Here is a 17,472-nt window from a genome sequence, read left to right on the forward strand (position 1 = left end):
CCGCTGACGGAACACATCAATTATTTTTTCGATGAGTCCGTACGCTGGCGGAAGTAATCATTTATTTTTTTGACAAGCTCGCACGCTGGCGGAACACATCAATTAATTTTTTGATGAGCTCTTCCGCTGACGGAACACATCAATTATTTTTTCGATGAGTCCGTACGCTGGCGGAGGAATTCATTTGCCAAAGAAGTATCAGTACCAAAAACAGAAAGGGCTGTTTCATCTTTTGATACAGCCCTTTCTGTTTTTGTCAATATTCTCTTCTATATTACCACTCGCCTCCAGATCGGATATACTGTGATTTTGCCTGCTTGTTAAAATCATGAATGTCTCCTTGATAAGGCTCGATACCTTCTTCGTATAGATATGCCACAACCTTAACGTAAAAAACATCACCAAGATTCAATCCAAAATCTCCGGCATTCCCTTCTTCAAGCTTAATACTTTGCCAATCCTCATTAGAGGCTGGTTGCCAATTTGAGGTTACCAATGGGTTATTTTCGTCTTTATTGGAATTTAAAATTTGCACGTAGTAGTATGCACTTGCATTATCAATAGCTTTCCATTCTACTGTAACTGATAATGGTCCCGTTCCAGTATTGTGTTCTGGATTTTTTACAGATTCAACATTAAGAGCTTCAATGTCTACATTTTCAATTCTATCTTCAAATTTATACTCATCACCCGAATTCATTTTCACATAGAATTTAACCAATTCCTCACCTTTAAAAGTTTCAAAATATTTTTTTGCATCAGCTTCTTTTAATCTCCAGACTACCTTATCATCAGCATTCGCAGATTTTACCAATTCAAAACTATTCGATTCTAAAATTACCTTTGCTTGTGATATGAATTCTCCTTTTACCTCAAAGTCATATCTATATTTATTCACAAAACTGCCATTCGAAAGAACAACTTCTTTTACAATAGTTGCATCAGCGGTAAAATCTTTCAGTTCTGTCAAATCGGAATAAAAATCCCAATTACCAACAGCAACACCTCCTCTTAAAACCAGATGCGTACCTGATGATGATTTGTCAATTGTATACTCACGTACATTTCCTATCGTTTTATCATTGATGGTTAAAGTATTATCCTCAGATAATTTCCAAGTTCCAGCCTCATTATTATCTCTTCTACCACTGAATTCTTGCCTTACCAAATCCCCATTTCCATTAAACTTATATACTAATAGTACGTCATCAGTAGAGAAATTCTGATTTCTATATGGATTGGCATACCAATATTTATTGGTCAGGTCAGATGGTTTGAATTCAAATTCTTCCTCTTCGCCACCACTACTTCCACCGCAAGAAAACAATGAAAGGGCTCCAAATAAAGCCAGGGCAAATGATAGCTTTTTATAAATTGAATGCTTCATTCTATTAATATTTTCAGGTTTAGATTATTACTCTTTAATTGAATTGTTAAACACGAAAAAAGTTAAATTATTGTATAATAACAAAGATTATTACAACAATATTCTTTCAAAATTCTCTTCTGGAATCAAATCTTCTCCCTGATATCGCAGAAACAGTTGGGCTGTTGCAAGAATATCTTTCTCGCAATAAATTGCAATTCGCTCCAAATCTCCATCTTTCCAATACACTTCCCCTACCATTGATCCATCAATGTCATCTTTCGGAGTTGGAATATTAAACACCTCGCACAGTAAGGCCAATGATGTGTAATGTTTGTAATCACCAAACTTCCACAGTTCCATAGTATCGATAAACTGTACTTCCCAAGGCTTTTTCCCTGCAATATCCAAAATATCTGGCAAGTTTATTCCATTAATGAGCATACGTCTCGCGATATACGGAAAATCGAATTCTTTGCCGTTGTGTGCACAAAGATTTCTATAAGGTTTACTGCAAAATCGAGTAAGCATATCACCAAATTCCTCCAACAACAATCGCTCATCATCCCCATAAAAAGACTTGGCCACAAATTTACGTCCACCTTCTTTATAGGTGATCATTCCTGTTGATATGCACACAATTTTCCCAAACTCTGCATATATTCCAGCCCGTTGATAAACATCAGCAGCTGATTCATCTTCTTTTCTGAAATAGTTAGATTTCTTTTCCCACAAATCCTGAAGCTTGGGTGAAAGTTCTTCAAAATCTCCTGTTCCCGAAACAGTCTCAATATCAATAAAAAGTAAACTGTCGGCTTTGATTTTATTAAGCATGGCAATGATTTATCATAAACAAAGTGAAAAGTTATAAAAAAAGGAGACTCAAACAAAGTCTCCTTTCAATATCTTATTAACAATTATAGTTTTACAATCAAATTCTTCTCAATAAAATGAGTAAGAATATTAATGGCAACCACATTATTTCCTCCTTGAGGAACAATAATGTCAGCATATCTTTTCGATGGTTCAATAAATTGCAAGTGCATTGGTTTTACTGTTTTTTCATAACGATCCAGCACTTTATTTACCGATCTTCCTCGTTCTACAATGTCTCTTTTGATCACTCGATTCAATCGATCATCAGCATCGCAATCAACAAATATTTTCAAATCCATTAAATCGCGAAGTTCTGGTTGTGTCAAAGCCAAAATTCCTTCAATAATTACAACTTCTTTTGGTTCAACCTTAATGGTTTCTTCAGAACGCAAACAGGTTAAATATGAGTAAATAGGCTGATCAATTGCTTCTCCATTCTTAAGTTTTTTAATGTGTTCCACTAACAGCTCAAATTCAACCGAACGTGGATGATCAAAATTTATTTCCTGACGTTCTTCCAATGGCATATCAGCATTATCTCTATAGTAAGAATCCTGCGGCAACACAGCCACTTCACCTTGTGGCAATTTCTCTATAATTTTTCTGACAACTGTAGTTTTACCCGATCCGGTACCTCCTGCAATTCCAATAATCAACATGTTGTATGATATTTAGATGTTTGCTGCAAAATTGATACTTTTGCAATAATTCGGCAAGCAAATTACTAATTATTTAAAAAAGAATTGAAATGATCAAACACATTGCAATGTTTAAATTCAAGGCTTTCGAGTCTGAAGAGAAGGAGAAAACTTATCAGGAGAGATTAGTAAACGCATTTGACGGTTTAGAGAATAGAATTCCCGAAATCAAATTTCTACAAATCGGCTTCGATCAATTAAAATCAGATGCTTCATATGATTTTATCGTAAATGTTGACATTGAAAACTTGGATGCCTTATCGGTGTATGCTAAACATCCAGATCATGTTAAAGCGGTTGAAGTGATTAAGGAAATGGCAATTGACCGAAAAGTTATTGACTACGAATTTTAATAGTCCCAAAAGCCACATAAACATCAATCAAATTATTTAATTGTACAAAAATGAGTTTGTATCCTTTAAAATTTCAGCCAATCCTAAAAGATAAAATTTGGGGTGGCAGCAAATTAAAAACAGTTTTAAACAAAGACTTCTCTCCCCTGCCAAACGCGGGAGAAAGTTGGGAAATATCAGGAGTTGAAGGAGATATTTCTGTCGTTAGCAATGGTAAACTTGCCGGCAACGACCTTGAGGAGCTTATTGAAGTTTACATGGGCGACCTAGTGGGAGATAAAGTTTACGATCAATTTGGAATGGAATTTCCCTTGCTAATCAAATTTATCGATGCCAATGATGTATTATCCATCCAGGTACATCCAGATGATGAACTTTCGAAAGAGAGACACAATGCCTTTGGAAAAACCGAAATGTGGTACGTAATCGAAGCTGATAAAGGATCGGAATTAATCGTAGGCTTCAACCAGGAAGTTGATAAGGCAAAGTATGTTGCCAAACTGGAAGAAGGCAAATTGGAGGAAATCCTAAACAACGAACCTGTACAAAAAGGAAGTTGTTTCTTTATTCCTGCAGGTAGAGTTCATGCCATTGGAAAAGGAATTTTATTGGCCGAAATCCAACAAACATCTGATGTTACCTATCGAATGTACGATTGGAACAGAACCGATGATCAAGGTAATCCAAGAGAATTGCATACCGAATTGGCTGTTGATGCTATCGATTATAGTTTTGAGAAAAAATACAGAACTGATTACGAAACAGAAACCAACAAGACAAAAGAGTTAGTGCGTTGTCCGTATTTTACAACCAACACACTCGAATTCGATAAGCAAATCGAAAAAGATTACTCTCAATTAGATTCATTTGTAATTTACATGTGTTTAGATGGTGATTTCACCATTGAAAGCGAAGATGGAATTACCACAGAAGTTGCCAAAGGTGAAACTGTTCTAATTCCTGCAGCACTTGAAAATGTTATCCTATTCCCTAAGGGAAAAACTGAAATTCTTGAAGTTTACATCAAGTAAAACTCATTAAATAAAAATGGCCTCTTCTCTACTAATTAGAGAAGAGGTTTTTTATTTTCTTGAAACAAGAATGAATTTATTTCGGAAAATTTAAGAATCTGTATACCTTTGCGCACGAAAACGGAGAACCAATGAATATTACTGCAGCAGAATTCGTAATGTCTAACTCGGATGTTAAAAAATGTCCGAAACCAGATAAGCCAGAGTATGCCTTTATAGGGCGTTCAAATGTTGGGAAGTCATCATTAATTAATATGATTACCAATAATAAAAACCTGGCAAAAACATCTTCGAAACCAGGTAAAACACAACTAGTAAATCATTTCTTAATAAATAAGGAGTGGTACTTGGTGGATTTACCAGGATACGGATTTGCAAAAGTTGCAAAAAACACAAAACAGCGTTTTTCAAGGTTAATATTTAAATACATCGAGAGCAGACCAAATTTGGTAAACCTTTTTGTATTGGTTGATTCGCGTCACGAACCACAATCCAAGGATACTGAATTCATGGAATGGTTGGGTATTAACGGTATTCCTTTTTCAATCATTTTTACCAAAGCAGATAAGCTAACAAAGCGTAAACTAGCTGAAAACCTAGAGGCATACAAGAAAGTGATGCTCGAATCATGGGAAGAAATGCCTCCATATTTTATTAGTTCATCATCGAATGGTTTAGGTAAAGATGAAATATTAAATTATATCGAAGAAACAATTAAGACAACACGGGAATAACACCGTAAAATAAATTCAAGAAGATCTCTGCTAAAGATATCTTCTTTTTATTTTAAATAGGTGTAAACCCTATAGAAATCAATTGGTCAAAATATTTGCCGCAATGTAATTTATTTAATTTTTTTGCGACAAGATTTTTTAAATTTGCACAATAAAACATATCTGATTTATAAACAAATAATACTTTAATGAAAGCCCCGATTAAAATCTTTGCTGGCTCGAACAGCGAACACCTTGCTGCTAAAATTGCAGAAGCTGCAGGTTTAAGTGTTGGAGAGTCTAGCATTATTAGATTCAGTGATGGAGAATTTGAAACTGCTTACGAAGAAACAGTTCGTGGAGCTCATGTTTTTATCGTTCAATCAACTTATCCACCGACAGATAATTTGATGGAACTTCTATTGATGATTGATGCTGCAAAAAGAGCTTCGGCTTACAAAGTTTGTGCAGTTATTCCTTACTTTGGTTTTGCTCGTCAGGATAGAAAAGATCGCCCAAGAGTAGCAATTGGAGCTAAATTGGTGGCAAACCTATTAATGGCTGCAGGTGTTGACCGCGTGATGACAATGGATTTACATGCAGATCAAATTCAGGGATTCTTTGATGTTCCTGTGGATCACCTTTATGGTTCATCGGTTCTTCTTCCATACGTAGAAGAATTAAAGCTTAATGATCTTGTAGTTGCTTCTCCAGATATGGGTGGTAGTAAAAGAGCTCATGCCTATGCTAAATATTTGCATGCTGATATGGCAATCTGTCACAAAAGAAGAGAAAAAGCTAATGTTGTAGGTGAAATGACAGCGATTGGTGAAGTTGACGGTAAAAATGTTGTGATTGTTGACGATATGATCGATACAGCAGGAACAATTACCAAAGCTGCTGATATGTTGAAAGAAAAAGGAGCTAAAAGTGTTAGAGCAATTGCTTCTCACGCAGTTCTTTCTGGTCCTGCTTACGAAAGAATTGAAAATTCTTCTTTAGAAGAGGTGATTTTCACCAACTCAATTCCATTAAGAGAAGAATCTGACAAGATTAAATCATTAAGTATTGCTGAAATTTTCGCAAAAACAATATTGAATGTTTACAATTGCGAATCAATCAGTTCCAATTTTATTTTATAATCATTATCTTTGCGCGGATTTTAGGTAAAAATTAATTTATAAACGTGTGATGGGATGTTGACTGAACCTTTTTTACCGGGTGTTGATGACAGCATTGAGTAGCACAAAATTCATATCAAATGAAAACTTTAGAATTAAAAGGTTCTTTAAGAACTGACTTAGGTAAAAAAGCAACTAAAGCTTTACGTAGAGAAGAAATGGTTCCTTGTGAATTGTACGGTGGTGAAGGAAACATCCACTTTGCAGTTAGCGAGAAAGACATCAACAAATTGCTTTACACTCCAGAAACTTTCATCGTAAAATTCGATATCGAAGGTAAAGTGTGTACTGCAGTGTTAAGAGAAGTTCAATTTCACGCTACTACTGATAAAGCTATCCACGCTGATTTTTACCAAGTATTCGAAGACAAAGCTTTCGAAGTTCAGATTCCAATTAAGGTTGAAGGATTCGCGAAAGGTGTTCAGGCCGGTGGTAAATTGGCAGTTAACTTGAGAAAACTAAAAGTTAAAGGTTTAATGAAAGATCTTCCTGAATTCTTACCTATCAATGTGACTGAGTTAGGTCTTGGTAAGAGTACTCAGATTAGAGAACTTGCTTTCGATAACCTAGAATTATTGAACGCTAAAAATGCCGTAGTTGTACAAGTTAAGCTTACAAGAGCTGCTCGTGCTGCTGCTCAGGCTGCTGCTGCAGAATAATTTATTCTCAGATAAAAAAATATAACCTCCCTGCCTATAAGGTTTGGGAGGTTTTTTATAAGCTTAATTCTGATATCGAACACATCCATAGATTTAAACAATTATTCTAACTTTGGATTTGTTATGATACAGTTCCTGAAAAATATATTGAGGAAAATATCTTCCTCTGATAGCGATAAAAAATTTGATCCAATGAAATATCTGGTTGTGGGTTTAGGAAATATTGGTGCAGAATATCACAACACCCGACACAATATTGGTTTTAGCATTTTGGATGCACTTGCAGAAACTGCAAAAATTGAATTTAAAGATGCTCGTTATGGAGCAATGTGTGAATATAAATTTAAAGGCAGAACATATATTCTTGTAAAACCAAGCACTTACATGAATCTTAGTGGGAAAGCTGTGAATTATTGGTTACAGAAGGAAAAAATTCCTGTTGAGAACATGATGATTCTAGTAGATGATCTTGCATTACCATTTGGAACCTTACGTTTAAGACCAAAAGGTAGCGATGCCGGACACAATGGCTTGAAGCACATTAATGCAACACTTGGACATCAAAACTATGCTCGTCTTCGCTTTGGAATTGGCGATGATTTTCACAAAGGACAGCAGGTAGACTATGTTTTGGGAAAATGGTCCGAAGAAGAATCTGAAAAATTGCCTGAATTGTACAAAATCTGTATTAACATGATCAAAGGAATGAGTACAATTGGGATACAAAGAACCATGACGGCTTATAACACCAAGAAAAACGGGAAATAACCACAGGATATGGACGATAAGGTAAGAGTTGACAAATGGATGTGGGCGGTTCGAATTTTTAAAACCCGCAGTATGGCTGCCGATGCTTGTAAGAAAGGAAAGGTAAGCATAGGTGGCGTTACAATTAAACCTTCACGAGAAGTAAAATTGAACGAAAAAATCGACATTCGCGTTCCTCCCATTATTCGAAGTTATCGCGTTAAAGCAATATCTGGCAAAAGAATGTCGGCTAAATTAGCTGTTGATTTTGTTGAGGACATTACCGCACAAGACCAATTGGATTTGCTAAATGCAACCAAAACTTATGGTTTCGAACAACGCCAAAGAGGAGCAGGTCGTCCAACAAAATTAGAACGCCGATTGATAGATAAATTGAAAAAAGGATAATAAAATAAACAGTGAGCAGTGATAACTGTTTACTGATAACTGATAACTGTATCATGATCATAGCACAGGAAAAAAGAAAAACGAACTTGGCCGAGTACATTTTATACATGTGGCAAGTTGAAGATATTTTAAGAGCTTATAAATTCGACATTGAAGCTGTTGATAAAAATATCATTTCTCAGTTCAAACAAGATGAAGAAAAACATCAGGAAATTAGAGCCTGGTACGAAAACTTGATTGAGATGATGAAAATTGAGAAGGTTGAAGAGCGCGGTCATTTACAAATTCTGAAAAACAATGTAAATGAACTATTCGATTTTCACATGCACCTTTTGAATAACAAAAAGGATGCAGCTTATATTGGTTTATTCGAAAAAGCAGCTGGAAACATAAATGAATTCCGTCAGAAATCTCAAGCGAAAGAAGAGAACAACGACATTGAAGTTTGCCTTACTGCTTTGTATGGCATTTTAATGCTAAAACTTCAACAAAAAGAAATCTCGAAAGAAACAATTGCTGCTGTTACAACTTTTAGCCAGCTAATTTCAGATTTAACTGCTAAATACAAAGCTTTCGAAGAAGAAAAGGAATAGTATAAAATCTCTTAAATACTTATGGAAGGATCAAACAAAAAAAGCAACTGGTTATTACTCTTATTGGTATCATTTATTTGGGGTAGCCCATATATTTTAAGGGAAATTGCCTTAGAAAGTTTTAGCCACGATCAGGTTGCTGCCTTTCAGGTTTTCCTGTCTTTTTTACTGTTTCTTCCATTAATATTTAAGAATTTCAAAAAGCTTGGTAAGGATAATATCATTCCTTTGGTATTATCAGGGTTGACTGGTAACATTGGTCCCTCCTACTTTTTTGCCAAAGCTCAAACCTTAATTAGCTCCTCAATTGCTGGGATGCTAACTGCCATGCTGCCAACAATCACTTTATTAATGGCAATCCTATTATTTAAAAACAAAACCAACACAAAAATAATCGGGGGTATTTTACTTGGTTTCGCAGGAACTCTTATCATCATCTTTTCAGGTGAATCGCATGGAACCACACATTTCATGGGAATCTTTTATGTTTTCATGGCTATGGTTTCGGTTGCTACCAGTATAAACCTTATAAGCTTCGCCTTGCCAAAGTTAACAGGTACCGAAATTGCATCATTAGCATTCCTTTTTGTGGGACCTATGGCAGGTACTTATTTGGCATTTACAGATCTCAGTGCACCTTTTGCAGCAGAAAACTTTACCAATAGTGCTCTAATGCTTACTCTGTTGGCCTTACTAACTTTTGCTGGTGTTATTTTCTACAATCGCCTTATCAAACAATCGTCGCATGTATTTGCAGCTTCAATTGCTTACCTTATTCCAATTGTGGCAATTTTCTGGGGAATTGTAATCGGAGGAGATCAAATTTCACTGGCCCAAATCGCATCAATTATCATTATCTTAGTGGGAGTTAACCTAACACACCGATAATTGTGAATAAAAATATTCTTCTTGCTTTAAGTTCAGGAATCCTCCTTGGAATTCCTTTTTGTATTCCTTCACTTTTTTTCCTGATACTGTTTGCTTGGATTCCAATACTATTTCTGGAAGAAAGACTTAAAGATCATTACAACCCATATTTACTTTTCAACTACACATTTCTAAGTTTTACAGTTTGGAATGTAATAGCTTATTGGTGGGTAGCAAAAGCGCATATTTTAGGGGTTATTCTCATCATTTTAATAAATTCAATGCTGCTTGCGCTGATATTTTGGTTAATCAGTAAAGCCAGGAAGACCATGCGAATTTCCATACTTATCCCATTTCTGATTATTTGGTTAGGATTTGAATATTTTCATACACAGTGGGATTTGGCCTGGCCATGGCTAAACTTAGGCAATGCGTTCGCCTCTGCTCCTTCCTGGATACAATGGTATGAATACACCGGCACCAGAGGAGGTAGTTTATGGGTAATCTTCATCAACTTCTGTATCTTTGAAATCATCCGACGAGAAAAGGACTTTCACTATTCTCAAGTATTCATTTTATTGGTTCTTTTTGGACTCCCTCTTCTTTATTCTTCTATTAAAAATGATATCAAGCCTGAAAACATTTCTGGCAAACGAACATTTGCCTTGATTCAACCCAACCTCGATCCTTATACAGAGAAGTTTATCCCTGAGAATCAAGCAATCCATTATAATAAATTTATAGGATTGGCCGATTCTATTTGCAAAACAATACAACCGGATTATCTGTTCGGACCAGAAACATTAATTCTTCAGGCAATTAATGAAAAACACCCCAATTCATCTATTTATTTTCAACAACAAGTCAGTTTAAAAGAGAAATATCCTAAAACAAATTTCCTAATTGGAGTTCACAGTAAAATTGATAATGAATCCTTCAACTCGGCACTATTAATTAGTGATTCTGTTCCTCAATTCTACCACAAAACCAAATTGGTTCCGATGTTCGAGCGAATTCCTTTCGATAAATATCTGGGTTTCTTAGATAAATACTCGCTTGAAATAGGCGGATACAATGGAACCTACAGCAGCAGAAATGAAACTGATTATTTTATGGTCGATTCAACTGCAATTATTCCTGTAGTATGTTTCGAATCCATATTCGGCGATTATTGTGTCCAAAGAGTTCCTGAAACACCTGGATTTATTTGCATGATTACCAATGATGGCTGGTGGAAAAACACTCCAGGCTACCAACATCATTTTAATTTTAGCCGCATAAGAGCCATTGAGACCCGTCGCGATTATATTCGCGTAGCAAACAATGGAATTTCTGCTCATATCAACTCTAAAGGCACGATAATTGCTAAAACAAGTTGGTGGAACAAAACAATACTTAGCGGAAATCTGAGTTTATTAAGTGGTAAAACTTTTTATACTGAACATGGAGATTACATTGGCCGAACTTGTCTGTTTTTTGCCATTCTTCTCTTAATCTTTGTTAAAATTCGCACTTATACGCATCGATTATCAGGAAGATAAGTTTTAATTCCATTAATTTTGAGAGAACTATTTTAAAACTAAAATTACACACAATATGTATCGATTATTACTTGCCTTACTTACAGTTTTCATGATAAGCGGAACGCTTAACGCAGCAAAACACAAGAAAATTGACAAGACATTCAAGTCTGTTGAAAACCTAAAAATAGATGCCCATTATGGTAAAGTACAGATTAAAAATTGGGATAAAGATGAAATTCATTTCGAAGTTTTAATCACGGTTGACGGATCAAAAGAAGATAAAAACGCGACCATGGTTGAGAACATCAATATTGATTTCACCGAGGGAGGTCAGCAACTGGTAGCTCAAACAGTTTTGGGTGATTTCTTTTCCATTAAGAAATTGACTAACTCCTTGTTCAACAAGGGTAAAATTAAGATCTCGTATACAGTGCAAATGCCTGCTTCTGTAAATCTTGAAATTATCCAGAAAAATGGCGATGTATTTCTGGATGATCACAATGCCAAATTTATCTTGAATCAAAATGGAGGAAACTTTACTGCCAATAGCTTAAATGGTGACAACCGATTAAAACTTTCTAATGTTAATGTAAAGATCAATCAGCTTGCGAATACAGAACTGGATGTTTCCGGATCTGAAATCAAAATTGAGAATGCTGATAAAATATCAGGAGAAAGCCGCGATTCTGAATACAATATTCAGGTAATCGACAACCTAAACATTAAAACGGTACGCGATAAATTTGATGTAAAAGAAATTGAAACACTATACGGAACTTCGAACTTTACCAAGTTTGAAATTGCACAGTTGGGTGATGAAATTGATTACGAATTAAAATTTGGTCACATCAATGTTTTCAACATTAACAACATGTTCTCTTTCATTAAGCTTGATTCTAAATATGGCCACATTGGCTTAAGCTTTATGGAAGGCTGCAATATCGATTACGAAATCAATCACAAATCGGTGAAGTTCGACAACTCGAATGATTTTACCTTAAAGAACGAAGAAACTGCAGATAAAAAGACCTATGTTGCTAAAGGAAAAGTTGGTTCGAAGAAGTCAATTTCGAAATTAAATATTCGTGCCAACAATTGTAAGATGAGATTGGAGTAAACTCCTATAAAGGACAAATATAAAACGACCAATTCCTGCTGGAGTTGGTCGTTTTTTTATGCTTTTTTACTGCCTCTGATAGCAATAGACACAAAAATCTTACATTTTGGAAACTTCTACCCAATCAATTGTAAACAGAACATTTTTCCTTATAAATATATAATATCCATTATTACCTGAAAGCTTATTGCGTGGTTGCAACAAAGTCTTGAACATACCCATGAACATTGTCATTTTTTATAGAATGAATGAAAGAAAAAGTAGCAAGAATGAATGCGTAAGTAGGAAGAATGAATGAAAAAGTAACAAGAATGAACGCGTAAGTAGGAAGAATGAACGGAAAAGTAGCAAGAATGAATGCGTAAGTAAGAAGAATGAATGGAAAAGTAGCTAAAATGAAAGTCTCTAACCTTGTATAAATCCTTTTGCATAATGAGTAAGAATTCTACTAATCTATCCTCAAGCTGGTTCTCTATTTTGGTATACTTTTCTCTTCTAAATTATCAGTTTTAACATCTTTTAAGTCCCAGTGAAAGCTCCTTTTTATTATATTCAAGCGAATTAATACGAAACAATATGAAACGAATATTTGCAATTACAATACTATCTCTGCTTTTAAGCAGTGCATTTGCTCAAAAGAACTTAAAGAGTACTTTCGAGAAAGATCTAATCAGTTATACCACTGCCTTTAACAACAAACAATGGGATGTTGTAACCGAAATGATGTATCCTCGCATTTTTGAAATGATGAGCAAGGACAATATGATCATGGTCATGCAAGGAATGGACAATATGGGTGTTAAAATGACTACCGATTTTAAATCTATAGACCGAATTTCTGATGTTGTTGAATCGGGTAACGAGAAATATTGTAAGATTCATTACTATGGTATTGTTAAGGTAAAGCTTTCAGGATTAATGTCGCAAGGCTCATCATTGGTTCAACCTAAATTCGAACAGGAGTTTGGTAAGGAAAATGTGAAGTATGACGAAGAAAGTAATTCATTTACCATTAAGGCTCATCGATCTATGGTTGCCATTGCCGGCAAAAATGCCAGCAATTGGAAATATATCGATATTAATTCGCCACAAGCCAAAGGATTACAAAATCTGATTCCGGAAAATGTGAAAAGACAATTAAGGTAAAACTCTCACCTCATCGCATTAATCATCGTGCACAATAGGAACTTTAAAAAGGGAAATTTTGTTTTAAGAAATATTGAACTATTGGAATATATACAGATTTCGATTATATTAGAATTGCACGAAAGAAATAAAAGAACAATCTAAACAACACACTATGAAAATATACTTCTCTGGATCGATCCGTGGCGGCCAAGATGATGCTGCAATCTACAAACAAATTATCGATGAATTAAAAAGATATGGCAATGTGCTAACAGAGCATATTGGTTCAAAAGTTCAGGAAACCAATTTATCTGATGAAGAAATTCACGACCGAGATTTAAAATGGGTAATGGATGCTGATGTGGTGGTGGCTGAAGTGACTACTCCTTCGCTAGGAGTTGGCTACGAAATTGGTCGCGCAGCCGAATTCAATAAACCAATTATTTGTTTGTATCGAAAAAATGGTAAAAAACAGGTTTCTGCAATGATCGCTGGTTGCTCTCAGGTAAAAAGTTTCGAGTATTCAAAAGTTGAGGATACCAAACAAATTCTTGCGGAACAATTTCGCGATATCAATAAAGATTGGAGAAATATCAATTACTTAAAAAATGGATCCCCAATTCAGGTAAAAGCATACAATTGCCTAAACAAACTTGGAATTCTTGATTCTTTGGCAGAATACAATCCTACTTTAACCGGCACCATTCCAATTGGCATTTCGGTAAAAGAAAGCGATTTAGATATTGCCTGTAGATTCTTTGATGCCGATCGTTTTGAACGTGTTGTGGAATCAATTTATGGGAAACAAAAAGATTTTAAAATTGAGCAAAAAGAAAAAGCTGGCTATTGGGTGGTAGTAGCCAATTTTAATTATGAAGGTTTCGATATCGAAATTTTCGGTTCGGCATATCCTGTAGTAGCTCAGAATTCGTATCGACACATGTTGATTGAAGATCGCATTTTAAAACTTTTAGGTGAAGATTTTAATAAAGAAGTGGTAAAACTTAAAGAAACAGGTATTAAAACAGAACCAGCTTTTGCCGATTTGTTAAAACTGGAAGGTGATCCTTTTTACGAGTTATTGCAACTTGAATCCTATAGTGATAGAGAAATCAAAAAACTTTGGAAATAATATTTCATATTCTTTTACAAGAGATTGATTTACCCTAAAATAAGTATACTTTATCAAATCGATATTCGATTTTGTTCGAGCTTATTTATTTTAGGGTCGGAGAACGAGAAAAGATGGAGAAAAAGAACTGTTGGGAATATTTTAATTGTGGGAGAGAAATAGGCGGAGCTAATACCAATGAATTGGGAATTTGTCCTGCAAGTACAAAATTTGAACACTCTGGAGTTAATCATGGATCCAAAGCAGGAAGAAGCTGCTGGACTGTGGAAGGAACTTTATGCAATAAGAGCATTCAAGGCGAAATAGAAGAAAAACTACTAGGATGCATTAATTGCAGTTTCTTTAAGATGGTGAATGATGAAGAAGGCCGAGAATTTATCTTACTGAATGAGGAGCTGGTAAAAAAAGACGATTCTTAATGTAATCATCCTTAATATTCCACTCTTCGTATTTTCGAAAAGTAATAAATAAAGCTTGAATGGATTTTTCAGACTTTTTTCAAAACAATGTGTCAATTGAAACTCTGGTAGAATCAATGTCGGAAGGAGTTATATTTATTGACAAAGTTGGAAAAATTGTGTTTGTAAATTCAAAGGCTGCTCAACTTTTCAAATACACGGAAGAGGAAATGCTTGGCAAAACCATTGACATCCTTATCCCAGAAAAATATCGTTCAGTTCATTCATCTCACATTCAATATTACTTCCAAAACCCGAAGATTAGATCAATGGGAGACTCCAATTCAAAACTCCTGGCTAAAAAAAAATCGGGAGAAGAATTTCCTGTCGAAATTAGTCTAAGCTTTCTAAAATCAAATGGCACAACTTTGGGCATGGCTTTTATTACCGATATATCGGCAAGAATAAAAGCTGAAGATGAATTGAAGCAACGCAATATTGAACTAGATGCGTATGCACACACCGTGGCTCACGATTTACAAGCACAATTGAATAGTATTATTGGATTCGGCGAGTTGCTAAAAATCAAAAAGGATCTTACCGATGAAAAGAGAGAATATTTTGCTGATTTGATTGTGAAAAATGGTTCCAAAATGAGTGGAATCATTAAAAACATACTTGTTTACGCAACCCGTGGAAAGGAAGAGCTTGAAATTAGTGAAATAGATATGAACCATATCGTTTCTGAAGCCATCGAAAGAATTCCAAACATTACGAGAGATCAGGTTTCAATCCAAATAGAAGACAATATGGCTTCGGCATTTGCCTATGCTCCGTTAATCGAAGAAGTTTGGTTCAATTACATTAGCAATGCAATCAAATACGGAGGTAATCCTGTCAAAATTGAAATTGGTAGCTCGCTAAAAGAAAATGGCTATTGCAAATATTGGGTAAAAGATAATGGCAAAGGATTAAGCGAGGAGCAGATGAAGATCATCTTTTCAGATCCTAAAAAACTTGGCAAAGAAAAAATTAAAGGTCATGGCTTAGGGCTTGCCATTGTACAGCGAATTGTCAAAAGGTTTGATGGATGGGTATATGTTGAAAGTAAATTAAACAAAGGAAGCACTTTCAGCTTTTACCTTCCTACCGATTTAAACAACAAAAAATAAAGCTTGGCTACCATTGTAACCAAGCTTTTGTTTTCTATCTAAATTTAATTTAAAGCTGTTTAAGCAATTCTCTTGCAATTACCACTCCATTAACCGAAGCTTGCATTAAACCACGTGTAATTCCAGCTCCATCACCACCTAGGTAAAGATTCTTAACTGATGTAGACTGGAAGCTTTCGTCCACTTTCGTGATATTACTATAGAATTTTACCTCTACACCATACAATAGCGTTTCATCAGAAGCCAAACCTGGTGTTACTTTATCCAAAGCATAAATCATTTCCTCAATATCTTTTAGGATACGATGTGGTAAAACCAAACTCATATCTCCCGGAACGGCATCTTTCAAAGTTGGAATAATATTGTTTCTATACAATCGCTTTGATGTTGTTCTACGGCCGCGAACCAAGTCTCCAAATCGTTGAACCAAAATTTGATTGTTGGTTAGCATGTTTGCCAATCGTGCAATGTGCTTACCATACTCAATTGGAGCTTTAAATGGCTCGGTAAATTTTTGTGAAACCAATAAGGCAAAGTTAGTATTATCACTTTTTAGATCCTTATAGCTATGCCCATTTACAACTGCCAAATCGCCATCGTAATATTCCGATGAAACAAATCCTCCAGGATTACTACAGAAAGTTCTCACCTTGTCATCGAAAGTTTGAGTATAGTGAATCAACTTTGCTTCGTAAAAGTTTTCATTGATATCCTGCATGATTTCATTTCTACATTCAACACGCACACCTATATCAACAACACCTACTTCGGTAGAAATACTTTCTTTGCTACATTCTTTCATTAGCCAGTCAGCACCATCTCTTCCAACCGATACCATTACCAAATCGGCGTAATAGTTTCCTTTTCCATTCTTAACTCCTTGAATTTTATCTCCATCCAGAATTAAGTTTTCCACAGCACAATTAAACTGTACCTCAACTCCTTTTGATGTTACAAACTCGTACAAACGTCTGTACAAATCTTGTGCTTTCTCGGTTCCCAAGTGTCGAACCGGACAGTGAACCAATTTCAAGTTCGACTCAATTGCTTTACGACGAATATTCTCCATGGCAGGAGTCAGTTTCTCACCGTGAATATCGGTAGCAGCACCAAACTCAAGATAAATCTTATCGGTATAAGAAATTAAATCAATGGTTTCCTCAACTCCCAAATATTCTGGAAGAGTTCCACCTACCTCGTGCGATAAAGACAATTTACCATCAGAGAAAGCTCCTGCACCTGCCCAACCAGTAGTAATGCTACAAGGTTTACAATGCACACAAGTTCCACCATTGGTGTGTTTCGGACAAGATCTTTTGTCCATTCCCCTACCCTTTTCAAGGATTAAGATTTTTAAGTCGTCTCGATTTTTTACTAATTCGTAAGCACAAAAAATACCGGCTGGACCGGCTCCGACAATAATCACATCGTATTTTTCCATACGTAATTTAAATTTTAAAAGATTAAAGCGGCTTACCATTTTTTCGAAAGGCAAACTTTCAAAAATAGG

The 17,472-nt window shown here is 35.3% G+C and carries 19 protein-coding genes; 15 read left to right on the forward strand and 4 right to left on the reverse strand.

What is annotated here, in order from left to right:
• Positions 1–274 precede the first annotated feature (274 nt).
• The 3 genes from DF185_RS11775 to udk all read right to left on the reverse strand — a co-directional run bounded on the left by DF185_RS11775 (position 275) and on the right by udk (position 2,901).
• Positions 275–1,387, reverse strand: coding sequence for a hypothetical protein (locus tag DF185_RS11775; protein ID WP_110360961.1), 1,113 nt, complete (start codon positions 1,385–1,387; stop codon positions 275–277).
• A gap of 90 nt (positions 1,388–1,477) precedes the next feature.
• Positions 1,478–2,200, reverse strand: a complete 723-nt coding sequence (locus DF185_RS11780; RefSeq protein ID WP_110360962.1) for a 3'-5' exonuclease — start codon at positions 2,198–2,200, stop codon at positions 1,478–1,480.
• 83 nt (positions 2,201–2,283) lie between these two features.
• Positions 2,284–2,901: a uridine kinase gene (udk, locus tag DF185_RS11785; RefSeq protein ID WP_110360963.1), complete on the reverse strand. Its 618-nt coding sequence runs from the start codon at positions 2,899–2,901 to the stop codon at positions 2,284–2,286.
• Positions 2,902–2,990: 89 nt separating this feature from the next.
• Here udk and DF185_RS11790 point away from each other — a divergent pair, with 89 nt between their 5' ends.
• The 15 genes from DF185_RS11790 to DF185_RS11860 all read left to right on the forward strand — a co-directional run bounded on the left by DF185_RS11790 (position 2,991) and on the right by DF185_RS11860 (position 15,962).
• Positions 2,991–3,293 (forward strand): Dabb family protein, encoded by a 303-nt coding sequence (locus DF185_RS11790; RefSeq protein ID WP_110360964.1) that lies wholly within the window; start codon positions 2,991–2,993, stop codon positions 3,291–3,293.
• 50 nt (positions 3,294–3,343) lie between these two features.
• Positions 3,344–4,324, forward strand: a complete 981-nt coding sequence (locus tag DF185_RS11795) for a type I phosphomannose isomerase catalytic subunit (RefSeq protein ID WP_110360965.1) — start codon at positions 3,344–3,346, stop codon at positions 4,322–4,324.
• Between the two features lie 131 nt (positions 4,325–4,455).
• Positions 4,456–5,058: a ribosome biogenesis GTP-binding protein YihA/YsxC gene (gene yihA, locus DF185_RS11800; protein WP_110360966.1), complete on the forward strand. Its 603-nt coding sequence runs from the start codon at positions 4,456–4,458 to the stop codon at positions 5,056–5,058.
• A 188-nt stretch (positions 5,059–5,246) separates the two neighbouring features.
• Positions 5,247–6,179, forward strand: a complete 933-nt coding sequence (locus DF185_RS11805) for a ribose-phosphate pyrophosphokinase (RefSeq protein ID WP_110360967.1) — start codon at positions 5,247–5,249, stop codon at positions 6,177–6,179.
• 119 nt (positions 6,180–6,298) lie between these two features.
• Positions 6,299–6,877 (forward strand): 50S ribosomal protein L25/general stress protein Ctc, encoded by a 579-nt coding sequence (locus DF185_RS11810; protein ID WP_110360968.1) that lies wholly within the window; start codon positions 6,299–6,301, stop codon positions 6,875–6,877.
• A gap of 192 nt (positions 6,878–7,069) precedes the next feature.
• Positions 7,070–7,645 carry an aminoacyl-tRNA hydrolase gene (gene pth / locus DF185_RS11815; RefSeq protein WP_110361324.1) on the forward strand — a complete coding sequence of 192 codons (576 nt, stop codon included), beginning with the start codon at positions 7,070–7,072 and terminating at the stop codon, positions 7,643–7,645.
• Between the two features lie 9 nt (positions 7,646–7,654).
• A complete protein-coding gene (locus DF185_RS11820; protein WP_110360969.1) occupies positions 7,655–8,032 on the forward strand; it encodes an RNA-binding S4 domain-containing protein in 378 nt (125 codons plus the stop codon).
• Between the two features lie 53 nt (positions 8,033–8,085).
• Complete coding sequence (locus tag DF185_RS11825) at positions 8,086–8,625, forward strand: DUF4924 family protein (protein WP_110360970.1); 540 nt, start codon at positions 8,086–8,088, stop codon at positions 8,623–8,625.
• Positions 8,626–8,646: 21 nt separating this feature from the next.
• Entirely contained in the window at positions 8,647–9,513 is an 867-nt protein-coding gene (locus DF185_RS11830) for a DMT family transporter (protein WP_110360971.1), read from the forward strand.
• Positions 9,514–9,515: 2 nt separating this feature from the next.
• Positions 9,516–11,033: an apolipoprotein N-acyltransferase gene (lnt, locus tag DF185_RS11835; RefSeq protein ID WP_165836021.1), complete on the forward strand. Its 1,518-nt coding sequence runs from the start codon at positions 9,516–9,518 to the stop codon at positions 11,031–11,033.
• 55 nt (positions 11,034–11,088) lie between these two features.
• Positions 11,089–12,132: a hypothetical protein gene (locus tag DF185_RS11840; RefSeq protein ID WP_110360973.1), complete on the forward strand. Its 1,044-nt coding sequence runs from the start codon at positions 11,089–11,091 to the stop codon at positions 12,130–12,132.
• A 576-nt stretch (positions 12,133–12,708) separates the two neighbouring features.
• Positions 12,709–13,278 carry a hypothetical protein gene (locus tag DF185_RS11845; protein ID WP_110360974.1) on the forward strand — a complete coding sequence of 190 codons (570 nt, stop codon included), beginning with the start codon at positions 12,709–12,711 and terminating at the stop codon, positions 13,276–13,278.
• A 154-nt stretch (positions 13,279–13,432) separates the two neighbouring features.
• Positions 13,433–14,392: a DUF4269 domain-containing protein gene (locus DF185_RS23600; protein ID WP_165836022.1), complete on the forward strand. Its 960-nt coding sequence runs from the start codon at positions 13,433–13,435 to the stop codon at positions 14,390–14,392.
• A gap of 113 nt (positions 14,393–14,505) precedes the next feature.
• Positions 14,506–14,811, forward strand: a complete 306-nt coding sequence (locus DF185_RS11855) for a two-CW domain-containing protein (protein ID WP_110360975.1) — start codon at positions 14,506–14,508, stop codon at positions 14,809–14,811.
• 59 nt (positions 14,812–14,870) lie between these two features.
• On the forward strand, positions 14,871–15,962 hold the full coding sequence (locus DF185_RS11860) for a sensor histidine kinase (RefSeq protein WP_110360976.1): 1,092 nt from the start codon (positions 14,871–14,873) through the stop codon (positions 15,960–15,962).
• 49 nt (positions 15,963–16,011) lie between these two features.
• On the opposite strand, the gene DF185_RS11865 is transcribed toward DF185_RS11860, so the two are convergent.
• A complete protein-coding gene (locus DF185_RS11865) occupies positions 16,012–17,403 on the reverse strand; it encodes an NAD(P)/FAD-dependent oxidoreductase (protein WP_110361325.1) in 1,392 nt (463 codons plus the stop codon).
• Between the last annotated feature and the right edge of the window lie 69 nt (positions 17,404–17,472).

The organism is Marinifilum breve (assembly GCF_003202155.1).
GTDB lineage: Bacteria > Bacteroidota > Bacteroidia > Bacteroidales > Marinifilaceae > Marinifilum > Marinifilum breve.

Coding starts and splice junctions, on each gene's coding strand:
- DF185_RS11790 (WP_110360964.1), top strand. CDS start 2,991: ATGATCAAACACATTGCAATGTTTAAATTCAAGGCTTTCGAGTCTGAA.
- udk (WP_110360963.1), bottom strand. CDS start 2,901: ATGTTGATTATTGGAATTGCAGGAGGTACCGGATCGGGTAAAACTACA.
- DF185_RS11830 (WP_110360971.1), top strand. CDS start 8,647: ATGGAAGGATCAAACAAAAAAAGCAACTGGTTATTACTCTTATTGGTA.
- DF185_RS11860 (WP_110360976.1), top strand. CDS start 14,871: ATGGATTTTTCAGACTTTTTTCAAAACAATGTGTCAATTGAAACTCTG.
- DF185_RS11795 (WP_110360965.1), top strand. CDS start 3,344: ATGAGTTTGTATCCTTTAAAATTTCAGCCAATCCTAAAAGATAAAATT.
- DF185_RS11780 (WP_110360962.1), bottom strand. CDS start 2,200: ATGCTTAATAAAATCAAAGCCGACAGTTTACTTTTTATTGATATTGAG.
- DF185_RS11810 (WP_110360968.1), top strand. CDS start 6,299: ATGAAAACTTTAGAATTAAAAGGTTCTTTAAGAACTGACTTAGGTAAA.
- DF185_RS23600 (WP_165836022.1), top strand. CDS start 13,433: ATGAAAATATACTTCTCTGGATCGATCCGTGGCGGCCAAGATGATGCT.
- DF185_RS11865 (WP_110361325.1), bottom strand. CDS start 17,403: ATGGAAAAATACGATGTGATTATTGTCGGAGCCGGTCCAGCCGGTATT.
- DF185_RS11805 (WP_110360967.1), top strand. CDS start 5,247: ATGAAAGCCCCGATTAAAATCTTTGCTGGCTCGAACAGCGAACACCTT.
- pth (WP_110361324.1), top strand. CDS start 7,070: ATGAAATATCTGGTTGTGGGTTTAGGAAATATTGGTGCAGAATATCAC.
- DF185_RS11845 (WP_110360974.1), top strand. CDS start 12,709: ATGAAACGAATATTTGCAATTACAATACTATCTCTGCTTTTAAGCAGT.
- DF185_RS11820 (WP_110360969.1), top strand. CDS start 7,655: ATGGACGATAAGGTAAGAGTTGACAAATGGATGTGGGCGGTTCGAATT.
- DF185_RS11825 (WP_110360970.1), top strand. CDS start 8,086: ATGATCATAGCACAGGAAAAAAGAAAAACGAACTTGGCCGAGTACATT.
- DF185_RS11775 (WP_110360961.1), bottom strand. CDS start 1,387: ATGAAGCATTCAATTTATAAAAAGCTATCATTTGCCCTGGCTTTATTT.
- DF185_RS11855 (WP_110360975.1), top strand. CDS start 14,506: ATGGAGAAAAAGAACTGTTGGGAATATTTTAATTGTGGGAGAGAAATA.
- DF185_RS11840 (WP_110360973.1), top strand. CDS start 11,089: ATGTATCGATTATTACTTGCCTTACTTACAGTTTTCATGATAAGCGGA.
- yihA (WP_110360966.1), top strand. CDS start 4,456: ATGAATATTACTGCAGCAGAATTCGTAATGTCTAACTCGGATGTTAAA.